Annotated in this window: 17 protein-coding genes and 1 pseudogene; 15 read left to right on the top strand and 3 right to left on the bottom strand. The window is 62.1% G+C overall.

The features are described from left to right. The first annotated feature begins 38 nt into the window (after positions 1-38). Positions 39-1136 carry a chorismate synthase gene (gene aroC, locus ACXJKE_RS08250; RefSeq protein ID WP_457280106.1) on the top strand — a complete coding sequence of 366 codons (1098 nt, stop codon included), beginning with the start codon at positions 39-41 and terminating at the stop codon, positions 1134-1136. A 130-nt stretch (positions 1137-1266) separates the two neighbouring features. Here aroC and ACXJKE_RS08255 read toward each other — a convergent pair whose 3' ends face one another. Further along, positions 1267-2151 (bottom strand): DMT family transporter, encoded by an 885-nt coding sequence (locus ACXJKE_RS08255; protein ID WP_457280107.1) that lies wholly within the window; start codon positions 2149-2151, stop codon positions 1267-1269. A 144-nt stretch (positions 2152-2295) separates the two neighbouring features. Here ACXJKE_RS08255 and ACXJKE_RS08260 point away from each other — a divergent pair. Continuing rightward, positions 2296-2454: pseudogene (locus tag ACXJKE_RS08260) on the top strand (short-chain dehydrogenase); the annotation flags it as partial. Positions 2455-2725: 271 nt separating this feature from the next. Here the strand turns inward: ACXJKE_RS08260 and ACXJKE_RS08265 are convergent. Further along, the gene (locus tag ACXJKE_RS08265) at positions 2726-3538 is read right to left on the bottom strand and encodes an IclR family transcriptional regulator domain-containing protein (protein WP_457280108.1); all 813 of its coding nucleotides are present in this window, start codon (positions 3536-3538) and stop codon (positions 2726-2728) included. 193 nt (positions 3539-3731) lie between these two features. On the opposite strand from ACXJKE_RS08265, the gene ACXJKE_RS08270 reads away from it, so the two are divergent. The 13 genes from ACXJKE_RS08270 to arfB all read left to right on the top strand — a co-directional run bounded on the left by ACXJKE_RS08270 (position 3732) and on the right by arfB (position 15029). Further along, a complete protein-coding gene (locus tag ACXJKE_RS08270; RefSeq protein WP_457280109.1) occupies positions 3732-4700 on the top strand; it encodes a shikimate dehydrogenase family protein in 969 nt (322 codons plus the stop codon). 27 nt (positions 4701-4727) lie between these two features. After that, positions 4728-5939: an ABC transporter substrate-binding protein gene (locus tag ACXJKE_RS08275; RefSeq protein WP_457280110.1), complete on the top strand. Its 1212-nt coding sequence runs from the start codon at positions 4728-4730 to the stop codon at positions 5937-5939. A gap of 117 nt (positions 5940-6056) precedes the next feature. Next, entirely contained in the window at positions 6057-6932 is an 876-nt protein-coding gene (locus ACXJKE_RS08280; RefSeq protein ID WP_457280111.1) for a branched-chain amino acid ABC transporter permease, read from the top strand. Next, positions 6929-7936, top strand: a complete 1008-nt coding sequence (locus tag ACXJKE_RS08285; protein WP_457280112.1) for a branched-chain amino acid ABC transporter permease — start codon at positions 6929-6931, stop codon at positions 7934-7936. Before ACXJKE_RS08280 ends, ACXJKE_RS08285 begins: the two co-directional genes overlap by 4 nt. Beyond that, complete coding sequence (locus tag ACXJKE_RS08290; protein ID WP_457280113.1) at positions 7933-8691, top strand: ABC transporter ATP-binding protein; 759 nt, start codon at positions 7933-7935, stop codon at positions 8689-8691. The genes ACXJKE_RS08285 and ACXJKE_RS08290 overlap by 4 nt, the downstream gene beginning before the upstream one ends. Before the next feature lie 127 nt (positions 8692-8818). Continuing rightward, entirely contained in the window at positions 8819-9580 is a 762-nt protein-coding gene (locus ACXJKE_RS08295) for an ABC transporter ATP-binding protein (RefSeq protein WP_457280114.1), read from the top strand. 31 nt (positions 9581-9611) lie between these two features. Then, entirely contained in the window at positions 9612-10514 is a 903-nt protein-coding gene (locus ACXJKE_RS08300; RefSeq protein ID WP_457280115.1) for a VOC family protein, read from the top strand. Positions 10515-10527: 13 nt separating this feature from the next. Then, positions 10528-11421: a sugar phosphate isomerase/epimerase family protein gene (locus tag ACXJKE_RS08305; protein WP_457280960.1), complete on the top strand. Its 894-nt coding sequence runs from the start codon at positions 10528-10530 to the stop codon at positions 11419-11421. A gap of 124 nt (positions 11422-11545) precedes the next feature. Further along, the gene (pcaB, locus tag ACXJKE_RS08310; protein ID WP_457280116.1) at positions 11546-12784 is read left to right on the top strand and encodes a 3-carboxy-cis,cis-muconate cycloisomerase; all 1239 of its coding nucleotides are present in this window, start codon (positions 11546-11548) and stop codon (positions 12782-12784) included. 3 nt (positions 12785-12787) lie between these two features. Next, complete coding sequence (locus tag ACXJKE_RS08315; RefSeq protein ID WP_457280117.1) at positions 12788-13180, top strand: carboxymuconolactone decarboxylase family protein; 393 nt, start codon at positions 12788-12790, stop codon at positions 13178-13180. 47 nt (positions 13181-13227) lie between these two features. Further along, positions 13228-14010, top strand: coding sequence for an alpha/beta fold hydrolase (locus tag ACXJKE_RS08320; RefSeq protein ID WP_457280118.1), 783 nt, complete (start codon positions 13228-13230; stop codon positions 14008-14010). A 137-nt stretch (positions 14011-14147) separates the two neighbouring features. Then, the gene (gene aroQ, locus ACXJKE_RS08325) at positions 14148-14597 is read left to right on the top strand and encodes a type II 3-dehydroquinate dehydratase (RefSeq protein ID WP_457280119.1); all 450 of its coding nucleotides are present in this window, start codon (positions 14148-14150) and stop codon (positions 14595-14597) included. An 18-nt stretch (positions 14598-14615) separates the two neighbouring features. Further along, entirely contained in the window at positions 14616-15029 is a 414-nt protein-coding gene (gene arfB / locus ACXJKE_RS08330) for an alternative ribosome rescue aminoacyl-tRNA hydrolase ArfB (RefSeq protein ID WP_457280120.1), read from the top strand. A 28-nt stretch (positions 15030-15057) separates the two neighbouring features. Here the strand turns inward: arfB and ACXJKE_RS08335 are convergent, their stop codons facing one another. Then, positions 15058-15669 (bottom strand): YitT family protein, encoded by a 612-nt coding sequence (locus tag ACXJKE_RS08335; protein ID WP_457280121.1) that lies wholly within the window; start codon positions 15667-15669, stop codon positions 15058-15060. Positions 15670-15835: the final 166 nt, after the last annotated feature.

Consider the following 15835-nt stretch of genomic DNA (forward strand, 5'->3'; position numbering starts at 1 on the left):
GTCCGCGCTCCCTCAGCCCCCTCTGGGATAATCCCCCCATGAGCGGAAATACCTTCGGAACCCTATTCGCAGTCACCAACTTCGGTGAATCCCACGGCCCGGCCATTGGCTGCGTGATTGACGGCTGCCCGCCCGGCATGGACTTGAGTGAGGCCGACATTCAGGGCGACCTGGACCGCCGCCGGCCAGGCACCAGCCGGCATGTGACCCAGCGCAATGAGCCCGATGCTGTCGAGATCCTCTCCGGCGTGTATGAGGGCAAGACCACGGGGACCCCCATCTGCCTCCTGATCAGGAACACCGACCAGCGCAGCAAGGACTACGGCAACATCCTGGAAACCTTCCGCCCAGGCCATGCCGACTACACCTACCTGCACAAATACGGCCGGCGCGACCCGCGTGGCGGCGGCCGTGCCTCCGCCCGCCTGACGGCCCCCATGGTGGCTGCCGGCGCGGTGGCCAAGAAGTGGCTGGCTGAAAAATACGGCACCACCTTTCGCGGCTGCATGACGCAGATTGGCGACATCGCGATTCCGTTTGAATCGTGGGAACACGTGCCGGGCAATCCGTTCTTCGCGCCGGTGGCTGACGTTTCGAAACTGGAAGACTACATGGATGCGCTGCGCAAGGCCGGCGACTCCTGCGGCGCGCGCATTCGTGTCACGGCGTCCAGGGTGCCGGTGGGCCTGGGTGATCCGCTCTTTGACAAGCTGGACGCCGACATTGCTTTTGCCATGATGGGCATCAACGCCGTCAAGGGCGTTGAAATCGGCGCCGGCTTTGCCAGCGTCACGCAGCGCGGCACCACGCACGGCGACGGTCTGTCGCCAGAGGGCTTTCAGTCGAACAACGCCGGCGGTGTGCTGGGCGGCATCAGCACGGGGCAAGACCTGGAGGTGTCCATCGCCATCAAGCCGACGAGCTCGATCATCACACCGCGCCAGTCGATCGACACCGCGGGCAACCCCTCCGAAGTGGTGACGAAGGGCCGGCATGACCCTTGTGTCGGCATTCGCGCCACGCCGATTGCCGAGGCCATGCTGGCCCTGGTGGTGATGGAGCATGCGCTGCGTCAGCGTGCGCAGAATGCGGATGTGGTGGTCGCCACGCCCAACATCATGCGAAGCCGCAAATAAATCTGCTGCGCGGCCCGATCTCGCATCTGCGGTCCTCACCGTACGGTGTGTACGGCCCCGGTCTTCGACGCGACCTCGGGCCGCTCGCCACGATTTCTTTACGACTTCGCGCCGGTGCGTGCCTTAAGCTTTATGGCTCAGGTGGCGCAGCCCGAAACGGGTTAAAGCCCGTGATCAGCGCGGTGGCCGACAGCACCAGCACGCAACCGGGCAGCATGCTGATCGTCACCGGCTCCCCCAGAAACAGCCCGCCCCAGGTCACGCCGAACAGCGGAATCATGAAGGCCGCCGACGTGGTGGCGCTGGCCGGAATCTCGCGCATCAGCCGCATGCTGATCCAGTACATAAACCCGGAGGTAAACGTGCCCAGCACCGTAACGGCAGCCACGGCGCCCGGCGTCAGGACAGCCGAGGGTGCGGCGATCCCGCCCGGTATGAGCAGGATCAGGGCCGCGGCCACATGCACCACCGCTGACGAGGGCAGCGGCGAATAGGCCATGGTGGCGCGTTTCATGAGGATGGCACCGAAGCCGTAGCTGGCCGACGCGGCCACACAGGCCAACGCCGCCAGCACGACCCGGGGCGTGACGGCGACGGGCCCCAGTTGCACCAGCAGCGCGACGCCGGCAAAGCCGACCGCGCAGCCGAGCAGGCGGATGCGGGTGAGTTTTTCCTCACCTGCCAGCGCGGCGGCCATCACGCCGAAGAGCGGCACCGTGGCATTGAGCACCGCCGAATAGCCCGACGGGATGACCAGCGCGGCCCAGTTGTACAGCACAAAGGGAACCACCACCGACAGCATGCTCAGCAGCGCCAGCCGGGGCCACGCCTCGCGCGGCGGCCATTGGCCGCGCAGCCTGCTCATCAGCAGGCCCAGCACGATCGAGGCCAGGACGCAGCGGGTGGCCGCTACCACCCACGGCCCCAGGGCGGGGCTGGCGATACGCAGCAGGGGAAATGATGCGCCCCAGAGGGCGGACATCGCGATGAGCTGGAGGAAGTGTCGGGTTTGCATCAAACGCCGCTCGGGCGGCAACAAAAGCGGCAATGGAAAAGATGGCTGCCTTGATTGTGCAAGATTCGGCCCGACGCTGCAGCGGCCCGCAAGGCATGGCCGGGGTGAAGGCGCGGATTTTTCCTACACCGCGCCAGGTGCGGGCCGCTCGTCATCAAGGACTTCGGCAAGAAGACCGACATGAGGCGGCCGGCGCAACCTGAGGAGTTGTCACCTGCTTATGTATTTCTGGCTTCTCCTGTTTGTTCCAGTTATGTCACGGGGATTGTTTTACCGGTGACGGGGAGTGTTGGGGCGGTTTGATTTTTTCGTAAAAAAAGGCTTTTGACTAATGGGAGTGGGCGCGAGCAGCTATTGAATTGATAGCGCCTCTTTGAGGCCGGATGTTGCTCCGGCTATGCGCCTTCTTCTGAGATCTGCTGGCCGGGGGTAGCCCGGCGGCTACTCACTTTTCTTTTGCTTCGCCAAAAGAAAAGTAAGCAAAAGAAAGTTACTTGCATGCCGGGCAACCCCCGGCCAGCCACCCTCAGCAAAGCGCGCATCGCCAGAGCAAGAACCGCCCTGGCAGATGCACTCAAATCAGGTTTCTCATCGCCTGCGCCGTCTCCCGCAACACCGATAAAACCCGTCCCCCCGCATCCTCACTCGACTCATGCCCCATGGGCATGGTCACGCTGAGCGCGCCTGCCACTTCCCCGTGCCGGTCCCGCAGCGGTACGGCAATACCGCGGTAATTGAGTTCCAGCTGCTGCTCGGAAATTGCCCATCCTTGCGCCCGCACGCGCGCCAGTTCTATCCGCAGGCGGTCCTTGCTGGCGATCGTGTACGAGGTATAGGCCTTGAGTTCGTGACTGGCCAGCCAGGTTTCCAGCCAGGCGGGGTCGCGCATCGACAGCATTAAAAGGCCTGCAGCCGTGACCTGGGCCTGCACGCGTGAGCCCAGCACGTAGCCGGTGTTCATGGCGCGGCTGGAGCCGTTGCGGGCGATGTAGACGATGTCGTCGCCGTCCATCACGCTGACGTACGCGCTCTCCTGCGTTCCGGCGGTCACGCGCTGCAAAAAGGGCTGCACGATGCGCGGCAGGCGTGCCGACTCCAGGTAGGACTGGCCCAGCCTGAGCACACGCGGTGTCAGCCAGAAGAGCTTGCCGTCGCCGGCGACATACCCCAGGTGTTCCAGCGTCAGCAAATAGCGGCGGGCGGCCGTTCGTGTCATGCCGCAGCGCGCCCCGGCCTGGCTGGCGGTCAGGCGTGGGTTGGCGTCGTCAAAACATTCGATGACGGACAGGCCTTTTTCCAGCCCGGCAATCCAGTCCCGCTTGTCCAGCGTGGAAGGGCTGGGGCCCTGCAATGTAGAGGGTGAAATGGGGAGTTTGGCCGCGGTCATTTGCTGAAGTATTCACAACACGGTGTCAACGTAGGCGTAGGTCAAACCCTTGTTTCGTTCGATCATCGATCTTAAATGATCGATAAACGATCAATCGAGTAATAAACCTGTTGGGGTTCCTGGGGCTAGCTACTAAAGTTCACACCGAATCTGGCAATTTCAATCGATTATCGAACGTTTCAGGCAATCCAGCATGTTTTCCACCATTCAGGGCAATACCGATGTGTATCTGATCCCCGGCGATCCGGTCGGGCAGGTGCGTGCGCCGGAGGTGTTCAACCTGATCTTCAAGACGCTGGGTATTGATGCTGTCCTTGTCCCGGTGCATGTGGCTGCCGGGGACATCCAGGCTTTTGTGAAGGCCGCTTTCCTGGCCAGGAACGTCAAAGGCATGCTGCTGACCATTCCGCACAAGGCCGAAGTGATGAGCCTGCTCTCGCATTGCAATGACGCGGGCCGGGTAGCCGGCGCGGTGAATGGCATTCGCCGTAACGCAGCCGGTGAACTGGAAGGCGCCTTGTTTGACGGCAAAGGTTTTGTCCTGTCGCTGGACTATTTCGGTGTGGCCTACGCCGGCAAGCGCGTGTTGATACTGGGCGCAGGCGGCGCGGCTGCCGCGATTACCGCTTCACTCGCAATGGCGGGCAGCCAGGCGCCAGCCGCCATTTCGCTCTATGACCCGGCGCCCGGCAAGGCGCAGGTGCTGGCCGACCAGATTGCCGCCGCTATGCCGCTGTCAAACGCAAGCATCGCGGCTGTGAGCAGCGGCGACCCGTCGGGCCATGACGTGGTGGTGAATGCCTCACCGCTGGGGCTCAGGGCCGATGATCCCCTGCCGTGCGATGTGTCCCGTATGGCGCCGCACGCGGCCGTCATGGACATCCTCATGAAGAACCAGCCGACGCCGCTGGTTCGGGCTGCCCGCGAGCGCGGTCTGGCCGCGCAGCCCGGATTTGAGATGCTGATCCAGCAGGTGCCGGACTACCTGGATTTTTTTGGGCATGCCGCAGCGGCGCAGGCCGTTCGCCGCGATGCCACCTTTATCCGCGGGCATTTGTACCCCGCCACGATGGCCGGTGAAATCAGGCGCCCCTTCCAAACCACACCATCTGACAGTGTTCCCATCCCAGGAGTCGGGGAAGCACGACTCGCATCACCTTGATTTTTTAACCCCCCAGAGGAGACAACCATGAAAAAACGATTCGCTCTCAAATTGATAGCTGCTTGCGCGCTCACAGTAAGCGCTAGCGCCGGTTTTGCGCAAGACGTCATCAAAATCGCCAACATTGTCGAGCTGTCCGGCGGCGGCGCCACGGCAGGCACCAACTTCAAGAACGGCGTTGAGCTGGCCGTCAGGGAAATCAATGCCAACGGCGGCATCCTGGGGAAGAAAATCCAGACAACCACCGCTGATACGCAAAGCAATGCGGGCGTGGCCAAGGGGCTGACGCAAAAGGCCATCGATGATGACGCGTTTGCCATCTTCGGCCCGGTGTTCTCCGGCTCCATCATGGTCAGCATGGCCGAATCACGACGCGCCGAGGTGCCCAACTTCACCGGGGGCGAGGCAGCCAGCATCACCGAGCAGGGCAACCCTTACGTGTTTCGCACCAGTTTCACGCAAGCCACTGCCATGCCCAAGGTGGCACGCTACATCAGTGACCAGGCCAAGCTCAAAAGCATTGCCGTCATTTATGTGAACAACGATTTCGGCAAGGGTGGCATGGACTCGATCAGGAAGGCCCTCGCCAATTCGCCGACCAAAATCCTGAGCGAGATCTCCACCGAACCCGGCCAGGTCGACTTCTCCGCCGCGGTGCTGCGTGCCAAGCAAAGCAATGCAGACGGCGTGTTCGCCTATTCGAACGAAGAAGAGTCGGCACGCTTGCTGCGCGAGCTGCGCAAGCAGGGCTGGAACAAACCCATCATCGGTGAAACCACCCTGACGGGCCAGAAGGTCATTGAGCTGGCCGGTGAGGCTGCCAACGGCGCGATTGCCCACGTAGGCTTGACGGTGGATGCGCCGGTGCCCGCCATCCGCGCCTTCAAGGCCAAGTTCGAAAAAGACTACAAGTACATCTCCGACCACAACGGCATGAAGGGCTACTCCGGTGTCTACGTGCTCAAGGCCGCCATCGAAAAAGCCGGCAAGCTGGATCGCAAGGCCGTGGCTGCGGCCATGAAGGGCTTGAAGGTCAACACCGACAAATACCCCGGCGCGCTGATGTACACCGAGTTCGACAACAAGGGCGACCTCGACCGCATGAGCTTCATGGTGGAAGTCAAAAACGGCAAGCAGGAAGTCATTGACATGGTTCCCCCGCTTGGCCTGGCCACCCGGGACGTGAGCAAGACCCTTCCTTTGGCACCTGCTGCGGCCAAGCCGGCCGCGAAGAAGTAACTGAGTAACTGCAACCTCGGCCGGCCATGCGGGGCCGGCCGCTCATGGGGCAGGGCGCAAGCCCTTCCCATTGAGAACTCCGCTGAATGCAACCGACTTTCTCCATCGGACCTTCCCATGACAGACTTTCTCCAACTCTTTTTCTCGGGCCTGGCCACCGGCAGCATTTATGCGCTGGCAGCCCTGGGCTTTACCTTGCTGTGGCAGGCCTCGGGAACGATCAACTTTGCGCAGGGTGAATTTGTCATGCTGCCGGCCTTCATGATGCTGGCCTTCATTTCGCTGGGCGCACCCATGCTGGTGAGCTTTGTGCTGGCGGTGCTGCTGGCCGTGCTGCTGCTGGGCTGGGTCTTCAAGCGGGGGGTGGTGGATCCGCTCTTCAAGTACGGCATGATGCCCATCGTCGTGGCGACCATCGGGCTTTCCATTGCCCTGCGCAATGGCGTGCGCGCCGGCTACAGCGCCGAAGCCCATCCTTTTCCGAGCCTGTTTGCCGACAAGTTGTTCAACATCGCCGGCGTCACGATAACGCTGCAGGACATCGGCACTTTTGCGCTGGCCCTGATCATCGTGATGGCGACACAGGCTTTCCTGGCCAAAACCGTCACGGGCCGTGCCATGCAGGCCGTGGCACAAAACACCGAAAGTGCTTCGGTACTGGGCATCAATGTGCCGCGCATGATTTTCTACACCTTCGCCATCAATGCCGTGCTGGCGGTGGCGGCGGCCCTGCTGGTCACGCCCACTTACCTTGCCAAGTTCGACATGGGCGAAGGCCTGGGTACGAAGGCTTTTTTCGCCGCCATCATCGGCGGCTTCAACAACTCGCGCGGCGCCTTGCTGGGCGGGCTGATCGTAGGGGTATGCGAGAACCTGGCTGCCGCCTATATTTCACCGGCCTACAAGGACGCCGTGGCGCTGGTTATTTTTATGGTGGTGATTCTCTTCAAGCCACAAGGCCTGCTGGGTAAAAAAGAGGAGCGCAAGGTATGAAGCTCGCCAACAACAAATTTGCCCTGGTATTGACGGTTCTGGCCGCTTTGCTGGTACTGGCAGTGCCGCAGTTCCTGAAGAGCTACGGCATCTACCTGCTGACCTACTGGCTGGTTTTTATCATTGCCACCATGGGACTGAACCTGACCATTGGCTACGCGGGCCAGAAATCGCTGGGCCACGCGGCCTTCTTCGGTATTGGCGCCTACACCGTCGCCATCCTGATGAAGGCGGGTGTCAGCTTCTGGCTTGGTTTGCCGGCTGCCGCACTGATCTGTTTTGCCGTCGGGCTGATCCTGGGCTTCCCGGCGCTGCGCGTGCAAGCCATTTACCTGGCATTCGCAACGCTGGGTTTTAACACCGCCATCTGGCTGGTCATGCGCAATGAAGAGTGGCTCACCGGAGGCACCTTCGGCATCAACAACATTGCACGGCCGTCCCTCTTCGGTTATTCGCTCGAAGGCAACCTGCCTTACTACTACTTTGTACTGGCCGTGACGGTCATCCTTTCGGGCCTGCTGTGGGGGTTGCTGCGCTCACCCTGGGGCAAAGCTTTCACGGCCTTGCGCGACAACCCGATACGGGCCGAGAGCCTGGGGGTGGATATCCGCAATTACACGCTGCTGAGTTTTGCCATTGGCGCGGCTTACGCCGGCATCGCCGGTGCGCTGTTTGCATCGCTGGTGCAGTTTATTGAGCCGGGGCCCTTCACCGTGGCCGCGTCCATCATGATGTATCTGATGGTGGTGGTCGGCGGTGCGGGCTATTTCCTGGGCCCCATCGTGGGCGCCGCGGTGGGGGTGGTGCTGCCGGAATGGCTGCGCGATGTGCCGCTGGTGTCCAACTGGTATTTGCCGATGTTCGGCGCTGCGGTGGTGCTGTTGATGGTGTGGCTGCCCGATGGGTTGCTCAGCATTCCTGACCGTATCCGTGCCAAGCGCGCAGCGCGTGAGGCGTCCCAGGCACGTGCGGCTGCAGCCAGCCGGATCGGAGCGGCATCATGACAAACGCATTGTTAAAAGTTGCCGGGCTCAAGAAGGCCTATGGCGCCATTCAGGCTGTGGGCGGGGTCTCCTTTGAAGTCATGCCGGGGGAAATCTTTGGTGTCATCGGACCCAATGGCTCGGGTAAAACCACCATGTTCAACAGCGTGTTGGGCCAGATCAGCCCCGATGCCGGCACGATCGAACTCAACGGCAAAACCATTACCGGCCTGTCACCGCTGGAGCTCAGCCGGCGCGGCGTGGGCCGCACCTTCCAGACGCTGCAGGTGTTTGGAAAGATGACGGTGCGCGACAACCTGATCGTGGCAGCCCAGGAGCACAAGGGCAGCCTGCTCGGCCGCATGTTTGCGCCCGGCGACTCGGGGCTGGGCGACAAGGCCGATGCGCTCATCGACCAGTTCCGCATCCGCCATGTGGCTGACAAGCTCGCCGGCACCTTGAGCTACGGCCAGCAAAAGCTGGTGGACATCGCCATGGCTTTCATGGCCGAACCGGATCTGGTGCTGCTTGATGAGCCGTGTGCCGGCGTCAATCCCAGCCTGGTGGGCGGCATTTCGTCGCTGCTCCGGGATCTGAACCAAAACCCCAAATTTGGCCGCAAGGCGTCGTTTGTGGTGATCGAGCACAACATGGATTTTGTGATGGGCCTGTGCCACCGCATCATGGTGATGGTCGAAGGCAAGGTGCTGGCCATTGGAACGCCGGCGGAAATTCGGGCCAATAAAGAGGTATTGGACGCATATCTTGGTAATTAGAGCCCCCTGTCTCGGCTCACTTTGTGTAGCCGGAATCCCCCTCAGGGGGACAACCGCTGCGGCCCGGCGGAGCCGGTTCCGCGCCGTTGCTTGGAAAGAGGTCAACTGAGGCTTCATGGAGATTGATATGACAAGTGACATCTGTATTGAATTTGACGATGTGGTGGCGGGTTACAAGGACTTCATGATCCTGAACAACCTGTCATTCAAGGTGCGTACGGGTTCCATCACGCTGCTGTTGGGCCCCAATGGTGCGGGCAAGTCCACGGTTTTGAAAGCGCTGTTTGGCCTGCTCAAACCGCGCCAGGGCCGCATCCTGTTGAACGGCGAGGACATTTCGGGCGTCAGCCAGAAAGAATTGCTGGCCAAAGGAATCGTGTTTGTGCCCCAGGGGCGCAACCTGTTTGGCCAGCTCACCGTGTGGCAGAACCTGGAGCTGGGCGGCATCACGTTGGGTACGAAAACCACACACGAGCGTATTCCCGAGGTGCTGGAGTTTTTCCCGCGCGTCAAGGAACGCCTGCATTCCCAGGCGTCAGCGCTTTCGGGTGGTGAACAGAAGCAACTTGAAATCGGCCGGGCTTTGCTGCTGCGCCCCAAGGTTATCCTGATTGACGAACCCTCGATCGGGCTATCACCCATGGTGGTGCAGGACGTGTTCAAGCTGTTGCAGAAGCTGGCGGCGCAGGGCACCACGGTATTGATGGTTGAGCAAAACGTCAAAAGTGCGCTGAAAATTTCCGATGACGCCATCGCGCTTGAGTCGGGGCAACTGGTGCTGCACAAGCCGGCGGCCGAGCTGCTGGCAGACCCCAACATCGAACGCCTTTTCCTCGGCGGCGGCCATGTGCCGGGCGCAACCGTGGCGCCCGCCATGGCAACTTCCTGAATCTGCTGCAACCTCTCACCGGAGACACACCATGAGCACCTTTGCACAGGCACCAACCGCAGACCGGGAAGCCATTCCCGAAGTTGCCAACCCCCTGGGGCTGGACGGCATTGAGTTCATTGAATACACCACTGCCAAGCCGCAGGCGTTGGGACAGGTGCTGGAAACGATGGGTTTCCGTCCGGTTGCCCGCCACCGCTCGCGCGAGGTATTGCTGTACCGGCAAGGCAGCATGAACGTGATTGTCAATGCCCACATTCCCGCCATGCCGGATGGCGCCGCGCCGACCGACAAGCCGGTGATTGCCGCTGTGGCCTTGCGCGTGCGGGACGCGGCAGACGCTTACCACCGTGCGCTGGAGCGGGGCGCCTGGGCCGTGCCGTCGCGCGTCGAGGTGATGGAGCTGAACATCCCGGCCATCCATGGCGTGGGAAAGAGCCGCATTTATTTTGTAGACCGTTACGACAAGTTTTCGATCTATGACGTTGACTTTGTCCCCATTCCCACGGTGGAGCAGCATCCGCCGGCGGTGGCGGGACTGCATTTCTTTGGTGTCGTGCAATACATCGGCAATGACCGTACTGAAGACTGGGCCGAGTTTTACCGCGAGCTGTTTGGCTTTACCGACCTGCCCGACGAACAGCGCTTCGGCATCCTGCCCAAGGGACGCATCCTTCGCAGCCCGTGCCCGCCTTCGTCGCGCTTTTACCTTCAGCTGATCGAACCTGAAGCCAGCGTGCTCGACGTGGAAGGGGATGAAAGCCTGCAGCGCATTGGCCTGGGCAGCGCAGACGTGCTGGTCACCGTTGCCGAGCTGCGCAAGCGCGGCGTGGAATTCCTCGAGTCACCCGGGGTCCATACCGAGGACCGCGGCGCGCTGACCAAGAGCTGGATGGGCAGCGTGAGTTTTGAGCTGGTCCATGACGTACGCTAAACAGGCGCCAGGCATGAGCCACTACAGCGGCAACATCGACGATTTCGGGATGGACACCATCTCGCTGGCAGGTCCGCTGGAAGCCAAGCTCAAAGCCGTGCGCGAGGCTGGCTTTACGCAGATCATGCTCGCGGCCAAAGACCTGGTAGGCCACCCAGACGGCATGGAAGCCGCCGTCGCTGCGGTGCGTGCAAGCGGTTTGCGCGTCACCGGGTTCCAGGTGTTGCGTGATTTTGAGGGGCTGTCCGGGCACCTGCACGACTACAAGATGGACATCGCCAAATCGATGCTGGAAATGTGCCATGCGCTGGGCTGCCGCCTGCTGCTGATCTGTTCGTCAACCTCGGTGCACGCCACGGGTGAAACCCAGGCGCTGGTCAGGGACTTGCGCAAGCTGGCCATGCTGGCGATTCCGATGAATATCAAGATCGCCTACGAAGCCTTGTCGTGGGGCCGCACCGTCAATGAGTTCCCGCAGGCCTGGGACATTATTTGTGAAGCCGACATGCCCAACCTGGGTTTGGGCTTTGACTCCTTTCATATGTTTGCGACAAAGACCTCGCTGGATGAGCTGGACATACTGGATCCGGACAAAATTTTTCTGGTGCAGCTGGCCGACTTCATGTGGACGGAAATCAAGTCGGTCGAGGAACGTATTGCCACCGCCCGGCATTTCCGCGTGTTTCCAGGTGAGGGTGTGCACAGCGAAGCGCTGGCCACACTGGTCACCAAGCTGCATGGCCTGGGCTACCGTGGCGATTACAGCTTTGAAGTGTTCAACGACGACTACCAGCAAATGCCTTTGCCCACAGTAGCCCAGCGCGCATGGCGCTCTGCACTGTGGCTGGGGGAGGATGTGCTGCGTCGTTCCGTGCCGCTGCCTAACCAGATCCGCTTGAGAAAATGAAGCTCCCACGCTCGTCACTTCGTGCCTGCGGTGCGCTGCCCCATTCTTCCGCGTATGGGGCGCATTTCCCCTTGGCGCGGCCCGGTGGAAAAACATCAGCCATTGTTTTTTGAGAGTTCACGGCATGAGCAGTATTTTTGAAGGTTTTTTGTCCACGCCGGAAATTCTGGAGGCCTTCAGCGAGCGTAACTTCCTGGATGCCATGTTGCGCTTTGAGGCTTCGCTGGCACAGGCGCAGGCCGAGGCCGGTCTGATTCCCGAGGCGGCGGCCCGTTCCATCGCCGGCACCTGCAAGGTCGAGCTGTTTGATGTGGCCAAGATCGTTCGCGAAAGCGGGCGCGCCGGCAGCATCGCCATTCCACTGGTCAAAGCCCTCAAGGAAACCGTAGGACTCTTCAACAAGGAGGCTGCCGGTTTTGTCCATTTCGGCTCGACCTCCCAGGACGTGATCGACACCGCGCTGGCGCTGGTGACCCGCAATGCGTTGGACCTGATTGAGGCCGACATCCGCAAGGCAGTGGCGGCGTTGCTGGTGCTGGCCCGCCGCCATGCCGCAGCCCCTGTGCTGGCCCGCACGCTGATGCAGCCGGCATCGGTCACCAGCTTTGGTTTCAAATGCGCGGGTTGGGCCGCGCCGCTGGCGCGCAGCCTGCAGCGCCTGCAGGTGGCCCGCCACAATGCGCTGGCCGTGCAGCTGGGCGGGGCCGTGGGAACACTGGCGCAGATGAACGGCAAGGGCCCGCAAATCATGGCGCATATGGCGGCCGACCTGAAGCTCAAGCCCGCTGCATTTGCCTGGCACACCCAGCGCGATGAGTGGGTGGCGCTGGGCTGCGAGCTGGGCCTGCTGGTAGGCAGCCTCGGGAAGATCGCCAAAGATATCTCGCTGATGGGCCAGTACGAAGTGGGCGAACTGGCGGAGCCGACCGAGCCGGGCCGCGGCGGTTCATCCGCCATGCCGCACAAGCGCAATCCGGTCGCCTGCATGGTGGGACTGGCTGCAGCGCAGCGCGCGCCGCAGCGCGTGGCCGCCCTGTTGGCGGCCATGGCGCAGGAGCATGAGCGCGCCCTGGGGAACTGGCAGGCCGAATTGGCCGAATGGCCGGGGCTTCTGATGTCGGCGCACGGATCCGTCCGCGCCATGGCCCAGGCCCTGCCGGGCCTGCAGGTGGACACCCAGCGCATGAGTGCCAACCTGGAGGCGCTGCGTTCCGTGCTGCCCGCTGATGCCGCCGACGAGTGGTTTAACCCGGCGCTGGTGCGGCATGCGTCAACACTCGCGCATGCCCAAGCCGACGCTGTTGAAGCACTGGTGGGGCAAACGCACACTGACAGCCATCGCACCAAGACCGCAAAAAGGTAAAACATGAACGACCATGACAAGGGAATGATCAACCGCAGGCGCGTGCTCGGTGATGCCTGGGTGGACCGTTCCATCGCCAAAAGCAATGCCTTCAACGGCGAGTTCCAGGACCTGATCACGCGTTATGCGTGGAATGAAGTCTGGGGCCGGCCGGCGTTCGGCGACAAGACGCGCCGCCTGATGGTCCTGTCGACCATGATTGCGCTCAAGGCGTACGAAGAATTTGCCATGCATGTACGCGCCGCACTCGACGGCCCGCCGGAGTCGCGGCTCACGCCGGACGATATCAAGGAAGTGATTCTGCAGGCCGCCATTTACTGCGGTGTTCCCGCCGCCAACCATGCGTTCTCTGTGGCGGGTGACATCCTTCGCGAAAAAGGCCTGCTCGCCGACTGACAGGGCACGCATCTGCGGCTCCCAAGCAATACATCATTGAAAGACGCATGAAAGAACCTCATCTGCACTGGATCAGTGAAGGCCAGGGGCCTGTCGTCGTGCTCAGCCATGCATTGGGCTGTGACCTCACGATGTGGGACGGCGTGACGGCCATCCTGAAGAATCGTTACACCGTGCTGCGCTATGACCACCGCGGCCACGGCCAATCGGAAGCGGTACCAGGCCCTTACACACTCGACCTGCTGGCCGATGATGTGGTGGGCCTTATTAATGGGCAGGGCGGTGGCCCGGTGCATTTTGTCGGGCTCAGCATGGGCGGCATGACGGCGCAGGCGCTGGCAGCGCGGCATCCGCAGCTGCTCAAAAGCATCGTCATTGCCAACGCCGCCATGTTTTACGACGACGCGGCGCGTGCCATGTGGCAGGCGCGCGTTCACACCGTACAGGCCCAGGGCGTGGCGGCGATATCAGACGGTGCGATGCAGCGCTGGTTTACGCCGGAATTCAGGGCGGACGAGGCGGGCGGCGGTGCGCGCAAGGTAGCCGCGCTACGCAAGGTGCTTGAAACCACCGATGCCACCGCTTATGCGGCCAGCTGCGAGGCGGTTTCCCGCATCGACTTCCGAATCAGTAACGGCGCGATCCAGTGCCCGGCCCTGGTGATTGCCGGCACGCGCGACGAGGCAACGCCCGTGGCCATGTCTGAAGCGATTTGCGCCAGCATCAAGGGCGCGCAATTGCGCACCTTGCCAGCGGCTCATTTGAGCGCGGTGGAGCAACCAGATGCATTTGCCGACTTGCTGGAACGCTTTTTCGAAAGCCTGCGCTAGGGCGCTGCCGGCGGCCTGATCGGGCAGGTGCGGGAGCGGGGGGGCAGGGTGCTTCGGTGATGGGGCGGCGGCGTCGATAATCGGCCCAGGCTAATAGCCAAGCCCCACCCACCCGAACATCCGGAAAGCCCCGCTTCATGAAAACAATCCTTGTCCTGAATGGCCCCAACCTCAACTTGCTGGGAACGCGTGAGCCGGCCGTGTACGGCTCTCAGACCCTGGCCGATGTGGAAGCGCTGTGCACCAAGGCCTGCGCAACCCACGGTTTCAGGCTCGACTTTCGCCAAAGCAACCACGAAGGCGTGATGATTGACGCCATCCATGAAGCCGGGCGCGCCCAGGCGGCTGGCACGCTGGCAGGCATCGTGCTGAATGCCGGTGCTTACACCCACACCAGCGTGGCCCTGCACGATGCCATCAAGGGCGCGGGCGTCACGGTGATCGAGCTGCACATCAGCAATGTGCATGCACGCGAGGCTTTCCGGCATCACTCTTATATTTCACCGGCTGCCAAGGCGGTGATGGCCGGCTTCGGCGTCAAGGGCTACGCCCTGGCCATCGCGGGCCTGGCCGAGCTGGCGGCCTGATCCGGTTGCGGCTGACCCATGGCTGCGCCACCGAAATTTCCCGTTGACGAACGTGAGGTGGAGTTCAGTGCCATCCGCGCTCAGGGTGCGGGCGGGCAAAACGTCAACAAGGTCTCCAGCGCGATTCACCTGCGCTTTGACATTGCGGCCTCGTCACTGCCTGATGCCGTCAAGGAGCGGCTGCTGGCAACCAGTGACAATCGCATCACGCAGGAGGGCGTGCTGGTGCTCAAGGCCCAGCAGCACCGCACCCAGGAAATGAACCGCAGCGATGCCATGGCGCGCCTGCAGGAGATTGTTGACAGCGTCTCCACACCGCCCCGGGCGCGGCGCGCGACGAAACCCACCTACGGCTCGAAGCAGCGCCGGCTGGCCGGCAAAAGCCAGCGCTCGGAAATCAAGTCGTCGCGGGGCAAGGTGGGCGGCGACTGAGTCCTGCCGGCAGTCCACCAGGTACCGTTCAGGTCACCATATAGCGCCCGGGTTTGTGGTTGACCCAGAGGAAAAGGCTCATCAGTACGGCGGCCATGACGGAATACGCCACGCGCTCAGGGGGCACGACTGCCAGCGCCATCAACACCACGGCCGAATCAATGGCCATCTGTATCTTGCCGGCGCGCCAGCCGTGCTTTTCCTGAAGATAGAGGGTCACGATGGTGGCGCCGCCCAGGCTGGCCCGGTGCCGGGCCAGGAAGAGGCAGCCGGTCCCCAGCAGCAGGCCGCCCACCAGCGCGGCGTACAGCGGGTGGATGTCTGCGATGTCGAGCACTCGGGGCGACCAGTCCGCCAGCAGCGACAGCAATGCAATGGACAGGAAGGTCTTGATGGTGAACTCGCGGCCCATGCGGCTCCAGGAGAACCAGTAAAAGGGCAGATTGACCAGAAAGAACAGCTTGCCGAAACTCATGCCCGTGGCGTAGTGCAGCACAAAGGCCACGCCGGCCGTACCGCCCGTCAACAGGCCTGCCTGGTTGAAGATCACCATCGCCAGCGACACAAACAGCGTGCCCGTGAAGATGCCTTGCGCATCGTCAAAAAGGGTGTGGCGCTCGGGGGGAGGAAATGGGGCCATGGGGACGCTGGGATATTTGGCTGCGGGCAGGTTGCAGCAGCTGTGCATGATTTGTGCCAGTGCTGGCGGCACGCTCGTCCGCGCAAAAGGCGATGCGCCCGTGTTCCCCGCAAGCCAGGATTGCGCTTTCCAGGCGCTAAATATGCATGATTTAGGGCTCCAGGCC

Source organism: Polaromonas sp. P5_D5, assembly GCF_054049435.1.